This window comes from Paenibacillus sp. FSL H7-0716, from assembly GCF_038002705.1.
GTDB lineage: Bacteria > Bacillota > Bacilli > Paenibacillales > Paenibacillaceae > Paenibacillus_AQ > Paenibacillus_AQ odorifer.
Genome location: NZ_JBBODA010000005.1, coordinates 244,373 through 259,004 on the forward strand (window position 1 = coordinate 244,373; position 14,632 = coordinate 259,004).

The window sequence follows — 14,632 nt, forward strand, 5'->3', positions numbered from 1 at the left end:
AGCTTGTGGATAGCCCTCTTGATAAAAGAATAAAAGATATTCTTAGGCTTGTGGAACGGATTCCCAATCCTTCAGGAAACGTTCAATACCGTTATCTGTCAGCGGGTGCTTCCAGAGGGTTGGCAGAAGTGAACCTGGGATTGTAGCGATGTGTGCACCAGCAATAGCTGCTTGCTCAACATGAGCAATGTTGCGGATACTTGCTGCAATGATCTCGGATTTCAAGTTGTAGTTAGTCAGGATAGTCTTCAGATCCTTGATCAGCTTCATTCCGTCAACACCGATATCATCCAGACGACCTACGAAAGGAGAGATATAAGTTGCGCCTGCTTTAGCAGCCATCAAACCTTGAGCCGCGGAGAATACTAGTGTAACGTTAGTTTTGATGCCTTTTTTAGTAAGCTCATAACAAGCTTCCAAGCCATCTTCAGTCATAGGGAGTTTAATTACAACGTTTGGAGCCCATTCAGCAATTTCATATGCTTCTTTAAGCATTTCTTCTGCTGTAAGTCCGATTACTTCTGCACTTACAGGTCCTGGAACGATTGCAACGATTTCTTTGATAACATCCTTGAACAATCTTCCTTCTTTAGCGATCAGCGAAGGGTTAGTCGTTACGCCATCCACTAGTCCTAGGCGAGTAATACGTTTGATTTCTTCAATGTTTCCGGTATCCAAGAAAAACTTCATTTTAAATTTCCTCCCTTGATTTCCATATGGATTGACAAGCAACATTCATATTTACATTATGAGACATGCAAATCAAAGTTTCAACTGTTATTTTGAATATTTCAAAATAACTTTATAGAAACAGTATTACCTGTATGCGCTGAATTTCAGATAATATAAGATTGGCTTAGGCCTCCCTCCATGATAATATATAACCGGAATTGTTATTTTGGAGTGGGAGGTGGGGATGGGATGATGTATGCAATATTGGTTATTTTACTTGTGCTTGTGCTGGCAGCAGCGGGATTCCTTGCCTATCAGAACAGCAAGTTGGTGTCTAATCAGAAGAAACTCGGTACTTCATCAAGTGATCCTTCCCTTATGTATTCTATCTTTGACCAATCTAGTGCAGCTGGTGTTGAAGAACCTGAGGCCATTCCGTTATTTCAATACACTGTATTTGCGCGGTCGAATGGAGCAGTTGTTGTGAACAAGCCTGTATCTATGATTATTCTGTGCAGAGTTGCTGCGGGTAAAGGTGATTACTTACTGGCTGATGTCGAGCGTAATCTGCTTGACAAGATTAGTAGGCCAATGCCTTTGGATGCGTATTCTGAGCATAAATCCTATTTACACAGGACGGTTAATCACACAGAAAAAGAGATGATTCTCAATCTAGAGGATGCAGTGAATTTACAATATACATAGAGTAGGGTGAAAAATATTGATTTTTTGCTCTGCGCAAAGCATAATACAAATTTGGATATAAAAAAGAATCAAACAGCCGAAAGCAATCGCCTTTTATGTTAAACACAGCTACCGGCACATTGATTGGTAAAATAATGGATGCCAGTCAGCACTTAGGCATGATATCTCCCTACGGGTGCATTAAGCACCCATTCCAGCATCATGATCATATCTTCAACTCTAGTGAGCTGAGTTTGTAGGTTATCTTGCTGTGGGCTGTTCTCTGTTAATGAAGCTAATCTTGATTCCAGAGATCTGCGCTGCAGTGTCAATTCGTTGATTTTAGATTGAATTTGGTTTTCGGTTCTCATCCGGAATCCTCCTGAACAATAGGTGATTTCAACATCATCATAGATCATTATAACGGATAACATGGGGGTAATAAAATGAGTATCAATGTTAAACAATTAGCCGCGGAAAAAGCAGTGGAATTTGTAAAAGACGGCATGAAGATCGGCCTTGGCACTGGATCTACTGCCTATTGGGCGATCAACAAGCTTGGTGAGCGCGTCAGTGAAGGTCTAAAGATTACTGCTGTAGCAACCTCCCGTGCTTCCGAAGAACAAGCGCGTGAACTTGGGATTCCAATCGTAGCTTTTGGAGATATTGATAGTCTGGACCTGACCATTGACGGAGCGGACGAGCTGGATAGTAGTCTACAGCTTATTAAAGGCGGCGGCGGCGCGTTGCTTCGGGAGAAGATTGTTGCGAGTAACAGTACTCGTATGATCGTTATTGCTGATGAGAGTAAAGTGGTAAACACACTTGGCAAATTCCCGCTGCCTGTGGAAATTGTTCCTTTTGCATGGGAATGGACTGTGGCTGAACTTGCCAAGCTGGGTTGCAATCCTGAATTGCGTCGTAGCGGAGAAGAGCTGTACAAGACAGATAACGGCAATTACATCGCAGACTGCCGGTTCGAAGCGATTGAGTCCGCACCTAAACTTGCACTGGCCATCCAAAATATTCCGGGAGTTGTGGAACACGGCTTATTTATTGGAATTGCAGCAATGGCTATTGTGGGTAAAAAAGATGGAAGCATTGAAACTATAGAAGCTAAGCCGGGCAATTGATCATTCGTAGATCTGGAGAATCTAGCAGTTTACGGAAGCTGAGAGCATTGACACGGATAGGGCTGACTCTGTATAGTGCTACTGTTATCTATTGGATGTTCATCGGTTTTGGGCGTGAGATCCATACAGGTGGCCCGCTTCAGTACAATTTGATTGCATTACGTACGGTGTCACTTTATTTCGACATGAATAACGGGTTATCGCTGATCAGCAGGTTTGTGAATCTGCTTGGAAATGTTGTTGTGTTTATTCCATTTGGTATACTAATTCCACTTGCAAAGACACGGTCAATTTCTTGGATAAGAATCTCTTTATATGCTGTTCCTTGCATCCTGCTTTTGGAGTCTCTGCAAATGCTGCTGCATGTGGGAAGCTTTGATATTGATGATCTATTGTTAAATATGTTAGGGATATGGACAGGTTACGGTATGTTTCGAATCGGGTACAGAAGCAACAGAGAAGGAGGAATGTGAACAATGTTGGTAGATCTTAAATCCCTTATTGGTTCGCCTGAAGTAAACGAACTGTTAACGTATGCGGTCATTGATGACCCCAATGCTTTGGTGCAGACTTCGTCTGAGTACAGCGAACAAGCCGGGCTGCAGTTATATGGCTGGGAAGAAGAAGAACTCTTGCTTGGTCTTGTAGGCTTCGAAGAAACCGAAGACGGTTCTTTGGACATTCGGCATATTGCCGTCTTGCCAGAGAATAGAGGGAAAGGTTATGCACGGGGGATGATTTTGGAGCTGCTCGCTACTCGTCAGCCGCGTTATCTGGTAGCTGAGACTGAGGATGAAATCGCCGCAGATTTTTATCGCAGTCTAGGGTTCATGGTGTACAGCTTAGGAGAGAATGAAGCCGGAATTGAAATGTTAAGATGTGTATACGAAGTTGAAGAGAACGAGGATGAGGACTAAAAAGTCTTTGAAGGTCATAAAATGGCAGGTCGAGAGGAATCTCGGCCTGTTTTTTTTTGCGTTTTGTCTTTAAATGCCCGAAAAAAGCCAATTGACTTTTATAAAAGCAGGTATTATAGTTTGACAATGAAACTGTTCGACAGTTGAACTATATTTTGGAGGTAGGAAGCGTTGGATAACGAAGTGCAACATTGGATCAATCGCTACATGGATGCTTATTTGATTGTGACAAGACAAGTAGCAGCGAGAATTAAAGATAGTATTGCTGCGGAGACAACGAATGATCAGTATCAAATTCTTCGGTTGATTAATGCTCAGGAACAATGTACGTCTACATATCTTGCTGAATCTTTTTGCGTGGGTAAAAGCTCCATTACTGCAATCATCAACAGATTGGTGCAAGCGGGTATAATCGAGCGAACTCGTGACGAGAATGATCGCCGCCAGGTGTATTTGTCGATGTCTGAGCACGGAAAAAAAGTTTTTGAAGCAGCGGAGACACAGGTACATGAAGTGATTTCCCCGTATTTGTTTCATTTTGAAGAGAAGGATATTGAAATGTTCGTCATGATGTTCGAGAAGCTGGCGAATTTAATTCAGAATGATGATGGAGGGAAGAATCCATGAAGACGATTCTAAAAGCAAGATGGGCGGTTATCGCAATCTGGCTCGCTGTGGCCGTAGTTTTGGTCATGACGGCCCCTTCGTTCTCTGATCTTGTACGTGAGAAGGGGCAGGTTACTGTACCTGATGGCTATTCCTCATCTAGAGCGGCAGAGATCTTAAAGGAAGCGGCGAATGACAAGGGCGGAGAGACACTACATCAGGTAGCTCTTGTATTCAATAATCCAGAGGGAATCGGAGCTGATGAAACAGCTAGTATCCAGCAGGGTGTTGAGAAGTTGGCTGTGAATAAGGAGACGCTGCAGATCGATTCCATCACCGATCCTTTTTCACAAAGTGAGCTAAAGGATACGTTGATTGCCAAGGATGGCAAGACGATAATGGTGGCGTTGTCTATCAAAGGCGGAGGAGAGTCTGTTACCGCACTTCCTGATAAAGTGGATGAATTACTCTCAGATGTTAAGGCGGATCATTATTTAACCAGTGAGGGTTTGATTACTGAGGATATGATCGCTAGCTCGGAAGCCGGGCTTAAGAAATCGGAATATATTACGGTAGTATTTATTTTACTTATCCTGTTCGTGGTGTTCCGTTCGTTCGTGGCACCGTTTGTTCCGCTACTGACGGTAGGACTCAGCTATATTGTTTCTCAGTCCGTTGTGGCTTTTTTAGTGGACCGTTATGATTTTCCATTATCTACATTTACTCAAATCTTTATGGTTGCGGTCATGTTCGGGATCGGTACGGATTATTGTATCCTGTTAATCAGTCGTTTTAAAGAAGAAATGATGACAGCAGAAGATACCAAAAGTGCTATTATTGCAACCTACCGTAAGGCTGGTGGGACGGTGTTCTATTCCGGACTTGCGGTATTCGTAGGTTTTGTAGCGATTGGATTATCCAAATTCATTCTGTATCGCTCGGCGGTAGCCGTTGCCGTGGGCATTGCGGTTATGCTGCTGGCGCTTGTAACCATTGTTCCATTTTTTATGGCGGTACTTGGCAAAAAGCTTTTCTGGCCTTCACGCGGCAAGCTGGAGCACAGTGAGAGTCGTATTTGGGGAGCAGCAGGTTCTTTTTCCTTAAAAAGACCATGGGCCGCGCTGCTAATTGTTGCAGTAATCGTAGCTCCGTTCCTTGTTACCTATAGCGGAAAGCTGTCCTTCAACAGCTTGGAGGAAATTGGCTCAGAATATGCCTCGGTAAAAGGATTTAACATCATTTCGGATAGCTTCGGGCCGGGTGAATCCATGCCTGGCAAGATCGTAATCAAAAATGATGACCGGATGGATACTTCAGAATATCTTGGACTTGCAGAAAAAATCAGCCGCGAGCTGGAAAAAGTGGACAGCGTAAAATCGGTGCGCAGCATGTCTCGTCCAACGGGAGAGCTGATCAGTGATTTCTTAATCCCGAATCAGGTGGGGACTTTATCTGACGGTCTGGATCAGACCAGTGAGGGACTGACCAAGATTCAAACGGGATTGTCTGAGGCTAGTAAACAGCTGAGTGAAAATGCACCTAAGCTTACAGAAGCTGCTCAAGGCAGCGCTAAGCTGACGGAAGGCACAGCAGAACTGAAAGATGGAATCGTCGCGTTAGGCGATGGGCTGGCACGTATTGAGAGCGGAATAAAAAGCGGCTCAGCTGGTGCAGGAGAGATCAAAGCAGGACTTCAACAGGCAGCTGCTAGTGCCAAGCAGCTTGCGGATGCCAATACGAAGCTTCTGGAGGGATATAAAAAAATCGGCAGCGGTTTAACTGCGCTGGATCAAGGGCTTGGGCAGCTTCCGCAGCAGCTGCAAGGTGTGGCAGAAGCGTTGAAGGAACTGGATGGTTCTTTTACGGGTCTTGAGAGCAGTTATCCAGAAATTCTGCAGGATGTTAATTACCTGACCATTAAAGGCACCGTAACGCAGAGTGGTGCTGGGGCAGCACAGCTGGCAGCGGGTCTCGGGCAGATCTCAGAGCAGCTTAAAGGAGCAGCAGCAGGCTTAAATGAGGCGAATGCTGGCTATGCCAAAGCTTCGGCTGGGCAAACTGCACTCGCACAAGGTTTAGCTAAGCTTGTTGCGGGCATCGGTCAGCTGCAATCTGGGCTGGAGCAGGCCGCAGCAGGCCAAGGACAGATCGTAGATAAAATTCCATCCATTACTAGTGGCCTAGATCAATTGCAAGGTGGACAGCAGCAGCTTGCGGATGGGTTTGGTCAATTAACAGGGCAGATAGGAGCCTTAACTACTGGATTAAGCGACAGTGCAAACGGCTTGAAACAAATTACCAGTGGGCTGGGCTCAGCGCAAGATTATTTGAATCAGATTCAAGCAGCTAAGGACGATGAGCTTAGTGGATTCTTTGTACCCGCTGAGGCTCTTGAAGCTGAAGGCATAGAGCAGGTATTTAATACCTACTTGTCTGACGACCGTAAGGTGATGACGCTGGATGTGGTATTCACTGAGAATCCATATAGTTCAGAAGCTATTGACAGTGTTGATGATATTCAAGCAGCAGTAGATCGTGCAGTGAAGGGAACAAAGCTGGAAAATGCAGAGTCTGCAATCAGCGGGGTTACAAGCAGCCAGAACGATTTGCGTAATATTTCCAACGAAGACTACACACGTACAGTAATCTTGATGCTGGGTGGGATCTTCATCATCTTGGTGTTGCTGCTTCGTTCAATCGTAATGCCGATTTACCTTATTATTTCTCTTTTGATTACTTATTTTTCAGCATTGGGTGTTACAGAGGCTATATTCGTTCACCTTCTGCACTTTGAAGGGATTACCTGGACAACGCCATTCTTCAGCTTTGTTATGCTGATTGCGCTTGGTGTAGATTATAGTATTTTCTTAATGGCCCGCTTTAACGAATATAAAACTTGGGATGTACGGGAAGCGATCCTGCATGCCATGCGCAATATGGGAACAGTTATTCTTTCAGCGGTAGTTATTTTGGGCGGCACCTTCGCATCGATGTACCCTTCAGGCGTATTGTCGATGATGCAGATTGCAACAGTGGTGCTTGTAGGATTGGCCTTGTATGCACTAATCTTCTTGCCGTTTTTTGTTCCTGTTATGGTGCGGATCTTCGGCCGTGGGAACTGGTGGCCATTTGCGGTCAAACAAAGTGGAGAACCCACTAAACAAGATGTAAACATGTAATCACTCTACACAGCAAAAAACCTCTAGTGTTCGCCTAAATAAATAGGCGGCTAGAGGTTTTTTTGTGAAAATATAAATGCAAAGGTTATTTCATCTTGGCAAAAAAGCTACGTAACGCCCAGCCGCGTTCTTGCCGTTTTTTATATTTGGGTAGCGAACGGTAGATGGCGGTGGATTCGTCGAAAGCACGTTTAGCATCCTCGGTTCTGCCCAATGCTTTGTACATGGAGCCGGCTAAATAATAGGCTTCACTAGAGGAAGACTGAATCTCTTGAAATTGAGTAACGTAATGCAACGCTTTATCGTGATCTGTATGGCGGAAGGTTTCCGCTAACCGAAGATATGGCTGACCATATTGGGCTTTTCGGTTGATTTCTAGACCTCGAAGCATCTGAGCTTCGCCTTCTTCCAAAGCGCCCAGCTTAAGATTCACATGACCCAGCTCCACCCAATATTCAGCAGATTGTTCGTAACGGTCTTCGATCTGAAGCAGGATATCCTTGGCTTCCTTGTATTTTTTACGTTCTGACAGATTCCGGGCTAAATCAAATTTAGCAGAAACATCATTTGGATTCAAAGATACTGTTGTGCGCAGCTTGGAGATTTGCCGCACTCGTTTGAAGGGCTTTGTAATACTAGGGAAGATTCCCACGTATCGCCGATCTAAGAAATACAAGATAACAAGCAGGATGAATAAAGCCAGAAAAGGGTTGCCCACTAATCTGAAAAGCATCATAATACCTATAAATTTAAGCATGATTTCCCTCCATGATCATTTGGTTCCGGTATTGCGGTTGAATAAGAGCAGATCTAAGGCAGCGTAATTATATCATAATTCAAACCAATCTGAATCCCGGGATTTAAGATAAACTACAACTTTTGTCAGCTTTATAGCGTCTTAGTGTAATAGAAATAATAATTACAATAATATCATAAGAAGGGAAAATCAAGATGCACTTATTTTCAAGGAAGCTAAGGCTGTTTAGTTTGTTGGTTTGTTCAAGTCTGGTGACTGGATTGTTTATCCCTCAAGTTATAAGTGCAGCTCCATCACCTGGGAAGTTGGGTGGGATTAAGGAGATTGTTGCTTCGCCTGGTTTTTGGGGTGGAAGCTCTTTTGCTATGGGTGAGAATAGTAAGTATGCAGTCCTGAAGGATGGAACAGCTGTGGCTTGGGGAACGAATATGTTTGGTCAACTCGGAATTAGCGCGGTTGATTCACGTCCTTTTGCTATATCTCCTATTTTAAAGCCTGTTACTGTAATTGTAGATGGTCAAAGAATTGATTCCGCACAGTCTGCTATTTTTATGGATGGAAGTGTAAAAGTACCGATTAGGGATATAGCAGAAAGTCTGGGATATACCCTGTCTTTGGAGGGGGAACTGACGTTGACGAAAGCTGGGAAGAAAATTTCATTACCGTCAGTAGAATCCATTAAAGTAAGCTACACCTCTCTAGTGCCAGCAGCGGCTTTGGCCAAAGCTACAGGTCTTTCTACGGAGTGGAATAGTACGCTGTACCAATTAACATTACAAACAAAAAGATGACGTTCATTTAACACATATATTAATATTCTGAGGTACAATAAGTGAATTAATCTCAATTTCACCATAATAACCAGTTTGGAGTGATAGGAATGGCTTTTACAATATGTGTGTTTGCCGGATCGAATCCAGGTCTTAACTCTGAATATACGGAAATGGCTAGGGATTTAGGTTATCATATAGCGGCACAAGGCTGTAGATTGGTCTATGGAGGTTCGCGGAATGGCCTTATGGGACAGGTTGCGGACGGGGTACTTGCGAATGGCGGCGAAGCTATAGGAATTATGCCAGTGGATCTTTTTCAAGATGAAATCAGACACTCCGGATTGACGAATTTGATTGAAGTCTCCAGTATGCATGAACGTAAGGCGGTAATGAGCGGTATGGCGGATGCTTTTATTGCTTTGCCGGGAGGTCTTGGAACCTTTGATGAGCTGTTTGAAATTCTGTGCTGGATGCAGATTGGTATTCATCAGAAGCCTATAGGGCTGCTGAATGTTCGAGGTTATTTTAATCCACTGCAAGCCTTGATCTCCCACAGTGTGGCTGAAGGTTTTGCACCAAAAACTGCACTTCAAATGCTGCATACAAACTCAGAACCCGAATATCTGCTTGAACTGATGAGAGGACGAGTGGATCATAATAATGATGAGAAGGGGAAAGCAAGGTTCCCGTCACAGCGCTAGATTCAAGGTTTCCACTGCTCTAAGATGCGAATAAATTGGTTAGCGCTATTCAAAATTAAGGACGCAAACACTTCCGGTGTCTACGTCCTTATTTTTTATTTTCTTTTTGTTAAATCATTCAGCAATAGGGGGAAGGTTTATGATTCGAAAATTAGGCTTTGCGGCTGACGACCGTCTGTTAATAATTAATGCGGACGATTTCGGAATAACTAAAGGAACTAATGAAGCTATTGTTAACTTATTTGAAGGAAAAGCTATTACATCCACATCTATTATGATGCCTTGCCCAGACTCAAATGACGCTATGAAGATAATTAATTGGAAAGGAATAAAGAATATTGGAATTCATCTAACTCTAACGAGTGGCGAGAAATATCCGTATCAACCAGTATTCAAAGAAAAAATCTTGAGTAGCTTAATTACGGTGGAAGGGTATTTTCATCAAGATGCCACTCTTCTGGAAAGAAACGCTGCTGATGACGAGATTAGAATAGAGTTAGAATCGCAAATCCAAAGTGCAATCGTACAAGACATTGATCCAACTCATCTGGATAGTCATGGGGGGAGTATTATGGGGTTATACACTGGGCGAGATTTTTTAGAAATAGTATTTGATTTGTGTGAAAAGTACCGCCTGCCCTTTAATTTACCTATTAGGATATTAGAACAATCCCTTTTTAATAATGATCAGTTGAGATTGTTTCAAAAAAGAATTTCTTCAGCAAAAGAAAGGGGAGTTTTATTAATCGATGATATAATTTCTCTTCCTTACTGTTTCTACCCTGCTGCAGAATATAGCAAAATGAAAATGAGATTATCTGAATTGTTAATGAATTTAAAACCTGGAATAACACAGTTAACTATACATCCATCTATAATAACAGATCAATTAATAGCAATAACGAAATATTATACAGAAAGAGAATTGGAATATCGTCTTCTAAATGATATTGAAATTAAGCAATTGATTATCAATGAGGAGATTAAACTTATTTCGTGGAAAGACATACGTGATTTACAAAGATGTATTTAGCATATTGTAAAAGGTGCACTTTTTCATTTTTTAATATGAATCTGATACAACTGTTTAAACTTTGGACTAGCTGGGTAAATAAGCCGTAAGTAATTGAGCAGAAATGCAAATTTCAGGAACATCACGGAAGGAGGTTGAAATCCAATGAATGTGATCGTACATAATCTTATGGCTTACAATCATCAGTTTTTTAGACCTCAACCCGTGGTCAATCCCAAGCAAGGAAAAGCAGACAAAAAGAGAATGAGTTTCCAGGAAGTTCTGAATGAGAAAATGAAAGCGTACAGCACCTACAACAAAAATTAAGGATGAAAGCTATAACCTATGTCTGTTAAAGAAAGCCGGAACGCGATGATCCTAGAGATCATTGCATTCCGGCTTTCTTTAGGGTCTGACCTCAAAAAATTCGCAGCTCTTGCGAGAGTAGTAAGTCAGATCACTAACTCTAGATTGAATAACAACATCGAAATCAGTGAAGCGGACAACGGTTGCTCCTGAATTTACTAAATGATCGTCCTGAAATACACGAACAGGTAATTTGCGGTCAACGGCTTCTTGGAAATCGCTGTCGCTTAGCAGCGGGCGGTTAATTGGCATGGGGAATAACTCCTTTGATCATGTAATGAAGTAAGAAATAAAAATAGTATACCTGCGGAAGCACAAGAAATCCAATTTAAGATGAAGTACATGTATCCTGTGAGGAACATAATTGGACAAAATTCTATACTCCCTCCTTAGCAGGTATAGGCCTGTACGAAATATTTATTTGAGTTTTCCTCGTTTCGTAATTATTTCCACCATAAATCGGAAGTTTACCTCCTCAAAAAAAGAATTTAAACCCTGTACACTAATTCTTGTAAGAGAAACCTTTGAAAGGGGTACAGGGGAATGAATAAAGTAAAACACTTGGCGCTATCGTTAGTCGCTATCATGCTCGTAGGTTCACTGGCAGCATGCGGAGGCAACAACGCCGAGAACAAGAACACATCAAACAAAAATGCAGGTAACAACGCAGCAAGCACAAGTGAACCTACTAAGGATGAGGGGTCAGAACCGGCTGAGAAAATCGAACTTTCTTTCTGGACGCTGGGCAACGTGAACTATGAGGATTTAGCGAAGGAGTACACTAAGGAACATCCAAACATTACGATCAAAGTACAAAATACCGGTGACCAAACCGCTCACCATAATAATTTGACCACTGCTTTGTCGGCTGGATCGGGTGCGCCTGATATTTTCCAACTTGAAATCGGTTTCATGGAACGTTTCATCAACGCTCAGGACAAGTTCTATAACCTGAATGATCTGGGTGCCAAAGATATTCAAGCCAATTATCTGGATTGGAAATGGAAACAAGCTTCTTCCGTAGATGGCAGCTTCCAGCTAGGTCTTCCAACAGATATCGGTCCAACGGTTGTATATTACCGCACAGATTTGGCTGAAGAAGCTGGACTGCCAAGTGATTCAGAAGGATTCGGCGCAGCTATTGATACTTGGGATAAGTTCGCAGCTGTTGCCAAAGCTTTCAAAGAAAAAACAGGCAAACCATTTGTAGACCTTACGGATCTTACCTTTAATGCTTTGCGTGACCAATCTGCTGATGAAATCTATTTCAGCAAAGCTGATGGCAGCTTTATTGGAGATACCAATCCGCAAGTCAAAAAAGCTTATGATTTCACGGTTAAAGGTATTCAAGAAGGCTGGATCAGCAATGTTATGCTCTGGTCTCCTGAATGGGGTCAAGGCATGAACGACGGTTCATTTGCAGTAGTTATGGGACCAGCTTGGATGGCAGGAAATGTTAAGAGTAATGCTCCAGATTCCTCTGGAAAATGGAAAATTGCTCAGCTTCCTGAAGGTGCTGGTAACTGGGGTGGTTCGTTCCTGACGCTGCCAAAAGAAGGCAAACACTCGAAAGAAGCTTATGACTTTATCGCATGGATGGATAACAAGGAAAACCAACTGGAATCGTTCAAAACCAAAGGCCTTATGCCTTCCATTCCTGCACTGTATGAAGATCCTGCATTCGTAGATTTCAAAGATGATTTCTTCGGTGGACAACAAACCGCTGTAGAATTCGGTAAAGCAGCAAACCGGGTAAAACCTGTATACTACGGTCCGCTTCATGACCAAACCGATACTTTCTTCAAAAACGCATTGAAAAATGTGTTGGAGAAAAAAGCAGATCCGACCAAAGAATGGAACGAAGCAGTAAAACAAGCGAAAACATTGGCTGAACGCAGCTAAGATTTTAAGCTTATGAAATTCAATTTCTAGAAGGTCCGGATTCATAGAGTGAAACGTTCTCTGTGAATTCGGATTTACACGTTAGATTACCTGGAGGTGTGACATGGCACAACCTGTTATTTCAAGTCCGCATGCCGAGAGCAAGCGCCGCTTTTTAACTGAACAAAGAAGGAGCCGCATCACTGCTTACACGTTTATTTCGCCCTTTTTTATTCTGTTCTCGATATTTGGACTATATCCGATCTTTTTCACGATCTATCTCTCGTTCTTCAAATGGGATGCCCTGAATCCTATGAAATTTGTAGGGTGGAAAAACTATGATCTGGTCACAAGTGATCCGACCTTTTGGATTTCTTTTAGCAACACTTTAATTATGGGGCTTATGGGTACTGTTCCACAGATATTACTAGCTCTATTGATTGCTGTTTTGTTGAATTCGGCGATGACTCGTTTTAAGAAGACGTTCCGGGTTTTATTTTTTATGCCTAATATTACGTCTATCGTTGCGGTTACGCTCGTGTTCAGTACACTGTTTGGCAACAACGGAATGATCAACTGGATTCTAAACGGCTTGGGACTGGATAGTATGGCCTTCAACTCTGGCTGGTGGGGCGTTAAAATCGCCATTTCTACGATGGTTATGTGGCGCTGGACGGGGTATAATGCCATTATTTTTCTATCAGGCTTGCAAAGTATCCCTACGGATCTATATGAAGCGGCACGTATTGACGGTGCGAACAGAAGACAACAGCTAACCTTTATAACGTTACCGCTATTGAAGCCATTCATTGTATTTGTTACCTTGCTTTCAACTATAGGTGCCTTGCAGCTGTTCACTGAGCCTTATGTATTTTTGGGCCAAGCGGGAACTGGATCTACACGTCAGGAAGGAATCACTATGGTTACTTATTTGTATAGCGAAGCATTCCGCAACGGATTTTTTGGTACGGCAGCAGCTACGGCAGTCTTGCTGTTCCTGGTCACGATTATTTTCTCTGTCCTCAATATGCTGGTCTCAAATCGCATGGGTGGAGATACGGGAGGGGGTAAAGCGTGAGTACGCTGCGTGTATTTAAAAAAGATCCGGATGATCTAGGGATCATCGGCAAGTTAGGATTTTATCTGCTGCTGATTGTTGGTGCGCTCGTGTCCATTTTTCCTTTTTACTGGATGTTTGTAGTTGGCACTAATGACAGAGGCGCAGTATTCCATGTGCCACCTTTGCTTACGGTTGGAGACCAGTTTTTTGAGAATTTCCAGCGGGTACTGGACAAAACAGACTTCTTTCAAGCCTTGGGCAACTCTTTATTTGTCTCATCTATGGTTACAATATCAGTCGTGTTTTTCTGTACACTGGCAGGTTATGCCTTTGCCAAATATGAATTTCCGTTTAAAAATTTTCTGTTCTACTTTGTAATTGCTACATTATTTGTGCCACAGCAGCTTGGTGTATTACCTACTTACGTAATTATGGCCAAGCTCCACTGGATAGACTCTTTCAAGGCACTTATTGTTCCGGCGATGGTTAATGCCTTCGGAATCTTCTGGATGCGGCAGTATATCACTACAGCTGTACATACGGAATTGATTGAAGCAGGCCGGATCGATGGCGGCGGGCATTTCCGGATCTTCTGGAACATCGCTATCCCGGTCATTACTCCAGCTATGGCTACACTAGGTATACTGAATTTTATGACCGTTTGGAATGACTTCTTCTGGCCTTTAGTGGTTTTGAAGAATCAAGAGCATTTCACAATTCAGATTGCGCTCCAGCAGTTGTTCTCCAATCGAGATGGTCTAGACTACGGAATGATCATGTCAGCAACATTTACGGCAACCTTGCCACTGCTGATTGTATTCCTGTTATTTAGCCGCTGGGTGATTGCTGGACTAACTTCAGGAGCTATTAAGAGCTGATCTTACTTTTTGA

The 14,632-nt window shown here is 42.8% G+C and carries 17 protein-coding genes; 13 read left to right on the forward strand and 4 right to left on the reverse strand.

The annotated features are described in order from the left end of the window. Positions 1-42 precede the first annotated feature (42 nt). Positions 43-690 (reverse strand): fructose-6-phosphate aldolase, encoded by a 648-nt coding sequence (fsa, locus tag MHH60_RS09360; protein ID WP_036686257.1) that lies wholly within the window; start codon positions 688-690, stop codon positions 43-45. A gap of 231 nt (positions 691-921) precedes the next feature. Here fsa and MHH60_RS09365 point away from each other — a divergent pair, with 231 nt between their 5' ends. Continuing rightward, entirely contained in the window at positions 922-1,377 is a 456-nt protein-coding gene (locus MHH60_RS09365) for a hypothetical protein (RefSeq protein WP_076135498.1), read from the forward strand. Positions 1,378-1,529: 152 nt separating this feature from the next. Here the strand turns inward: MHH60_RS09365 and MHH60_RS09370 are convergent, their stop codons facing one another. Further along, positions 1,530-1,727 (reverse strand): hypothetical protein, encoded by a 198-nt coding sequence (locus MHH60_RS09370; RefSeq protein ID WP_076135500.1) that lies wholly within the window; start codon positions 1,725-1,727, stop codon positions 1,530-1,532. An 81-nt stretch (positions 1,728-1,808) separates the two neighbouring features. Between MHH60_RS09370 and rpiA the strand changes: the two genes are divergently transcribed. From rpiA to MHH60_RS09395, 5 genes are all read left to right on the forward strand, one after another. Beyond that, the gene (gene rpiA / locus MHH60_RS09375; RefSeq protein ID WP_143766711.1) at positions 1,809-2,489 is read left to right on the forward strand and encodes a ribose-5-phosphate isomerase RpiA; all 681 of its coding nucleotides are present in this window, start codon (positions 1,809-1,811) and stop codon (positions 2,487-2,489) included. Further along, the gene (locus MHH60_RS09380; protein ID WP_081389002.1) at positions 2,486-2,962 is read left to right on the forward strand and encodes a VanZ family protein; all 477 of its coding nucleotides are present in this window, start codon (positions 2,486-2,488) and stop codon (positions 2,960-2,962) included. Before rpiA ends, MHH60_RS09380 begins: the two co-directional genes overlap by 4 nt. 3 nt (positions 2,963-2,965) lie before the next feature. Continuing rightward, on the forward strand, positions 2,966-3,406 hold the full coding sequence (locus MHH60_RS09385; protein ID WP_076135504.1) for a GNAT family N-acetyltransferase: 441 nt from the start codon (positions 2,966-2,968) through the stop codon (positions 3,404-3,406). Between the two features lie 171 nt (positions 3,407-3,577). Then, positions 3,578-4,033, forward strand: a complete 456-nt coding sequence (locus MHH60_RS09390; protein WP_038570382.1) for a MarR family winged helix-turn-helix transcriptional regulator — start codon at positions 3,578-3,580, stop codon at positions 4,031-4,033. Next, positions 4,030-7,191, forward strand: coding sequence for an MMPL family transporter (locus MHH60_RS09395; protein WP_076135506.1), 3,162 nt, complete (start codon positions 4,030-4,032; stop codon positions 7,189-7,191). The genes MHH60_RS09390 and MHH60_RS09395 overlap by 4 nt, the downstream gene beginning before the upstream one ends. 85 nt (positions 7,192-7,276) lie before the next feature. Here the strand turns inward: MHH60_RS09395 and MHH60_RS09400 are convergent, their stop codons facing one another. Then, positions 7,277-7,948 (reverse strand): tetratricopeptide repeat protein, encoded by a 672-nt coding sequence (locus MHH60_RS09400; RefSeq protein ID WP_076135508.1) that lies wholly within the window; start codon positions 7,946-7,948, stop codon positions 7,277-7,279. A 251-nt stretch (positions 7,949-8,199) separates the two neighbouring features. Between MHH60_RS09400 and MHH60_RS09405 the strand changes: the two genes are divergently transcribed. From MHH60_RS09405 to MHH60_RS09420, 4 genes are all read left to right on the forward strand, one after another. Beyond that, positions 8,200-8,739, forward strand: a complete 540-nt coding sequence (locus MHH60_RS09405) for a hypothetical protein (RefSeq protein WP_143766703.1) — start codon at positions 8,200-8,202, stop codon at positions 8,737-8,739. 89 nt (positions 8,740-8,828) lie between these two features. After that, on the forward strand, positions 8,829-9,422 hold the full coding sequence (locus MHH60_RS09410) for an LOG family protein (RefSeq protein ID WP_076135511.1): 594 nt from the start codon (positions 8,829-8,831) through the stop codon (positions 9,420-9,422). Positions 9,423-9,561: 139 nt separating this feature from the next. Further along, positions 9,562-10,455, forward strand: coding sequence for a polysaccharide deacetylase family protein (locus MHH60_RS09415; RefSeq protein ID WP_076135512.1), 894 nt, complete (start codon positions 9,562-9,564; stop codon positions 10,453-10,455). 144 nt (positions 10,456-10,599) lie between these two features. Then, complete coding sequence (locus tag MHH60_RS09420) at positions 10,600-10,761, forward strand: hypothetical protein (protein WP_172628809.1); 162 nt, start codon at positions 10,600-10,602, stop codon at positions 10,759-10,761. A 78-nt stretch (positions 10,762-10,839) separates the two neighbouring features. On the opposite strand, the gene MHH60_RS09425 is transcribed toward MHH60_RS09420, so the two are convergent. Then, positions 10,840-11,052, reverse strand: a complete 213-nt coding sequence (locus tag MHH60_RS09425) for a hypothetical protein (protein ID WP_076125931.1) — start codon at positions 11,050-11,052, stop codon at positions 10,840-10,842. Positions 11,053-11,343: 291 nt separating this feature from the next. Here MHH60_RS09425 and MHH60_RS09430 point away from each other — a divergent pair, with 291 nt between their 5' ends. The 3 genes from MHH60_RS09430 (at position 11,344) to MHH60_RS09440 (ending at position 14,619) form a co-directional block, all read left to right on the forward strand. Continuing rightward, positions 11,344-12,702, forward strand: a complete 1,359-nt coding sequence (locus MHH60_RS09430; RefSeq protein WP_076135514.1) for an ABC transporter substrate-binding protein — start codon at positions 11,344-11,346, stop codon at positions 12,700-12,702. 103 nt (positions 12,703-12,805) lie between these two features. Beyond that, positions 12,806-13,759: a carbohydrate ABC transporter permease gene (locus MHH60_RS09435; RefSeq protein ID WP_036686279.1), complete on the forward strand. Its 954-nt coding sequence runs from the start codon at positions 12,806-12,808 to the stop codon at positions 13,757-13,759. Continuing rightward, on the forward strand, positions 13,756-14,619 hold the full coding sequence (locus tag MHH60_RS09440) for a carbohydrate ABC transporter permease (protein ID WP_038570403.1): 864 nt from the start codon (positions 13,756-13,758) through the stop codon (positions 14,617-14,619). The genes MHH60_RS09435 and MHH60_RS09440 overlap by 4 nt, the downstream gene beginning before the upstream one ends. Positions 14,620-14,632 lie beyond the last annotated feature (13 nt).

What these genes read in the sequence shown, in the direction of transcription:
- fsa (WP_036686257.1), bottom strand. Translation starts at nt 690, where the DNA reads ATGAAGTTTTTCTTGGATACCGGAAACATTGAAGAAATCAAACGTATT.
- MHH60_RS09365 (WP_076135498.1), top strand. Translation starts at nt 922, where the DNA reads ATGATGTATGCAATATTGGTTATTTTACTTGTGCTTGTGCTGGCAGCA.
- MHH60_RS09370 (WP_076135500.1), bottom strand. Translation starts at nt 1,727, where the DNA reads ATGAGAACCGAAAACCAAATTCAATCTAAAATCAACGAATTGACACTG.
- MHH60_RS09385 (WP_076135504.1), top strand. Translation starts at nt 2,966, where the DNA reads ATGTTGGTAGATCTTAAATCCCTTATTGGTTCGCCTGAAGTAAACGAA.
- MHH60_RS09395 (WP_076135506.1), top strand. Translation starts at nt 4,030, where the DNA reads ATGAAGACGATTCTAAAAGCAAGATGGGCGGTTATCGCAATCTGGCTC.
- MHH60_RS09400 (WP_076135508.1), bottom strand. Translation starts at nt 7,948, where the DNA reads ATGCTTAAATTTATAGGTATTATGATGCTTTTCAGATTAGTGGGCAAC.
- MHH60_RS09410 (WP_076135511.1), top strand. Translation starts at nt 8,829, where the DNA reads ATGGCTTTTACAATATGTGTGTTTGCCGGATCGAATCCAGGTCTTAAC.
- MHH60_RS09415 (WP_076135512.1), top strand. Translation starts at nt 9,562, where the DNA reads ATGATTCGAAAATTAGGCTTTGCGGCTGACGACCGTCTGTTAATAATT.
- MHH60_RS09420 (WP_172628809.1), top strand. Translation starts at nt 10,600, where the DNA reads ATGAATGTGATCGTACATAATCTTATGGCTTACAATCATCAGTTTTTT.
- MHH60_RS09425 (WP_076125931.1), bottom strand. Translation starts at nt 11,052, where the DNA reads ATGCCAATTAACCGCCCGCTGCTAAGCGACAGCGATTTCCAAGAAGCC.
- MHH60_RS09430 (WP_076135514.1), top strand. Translation starts at nt 11,344, where the DNA reads ATGAATAAAGTAAAACACTTGGCGCTATCGTTAGTCGCTATCATGCTC.
- MHH60_RS09435 (WP_036686279.1), top strand. Translation starts at nt 12,806, where the DNA reads ATGGCACAACCTGTTATTTCAAGTCCGCATGCCGAGAGCAAGCGCCGC.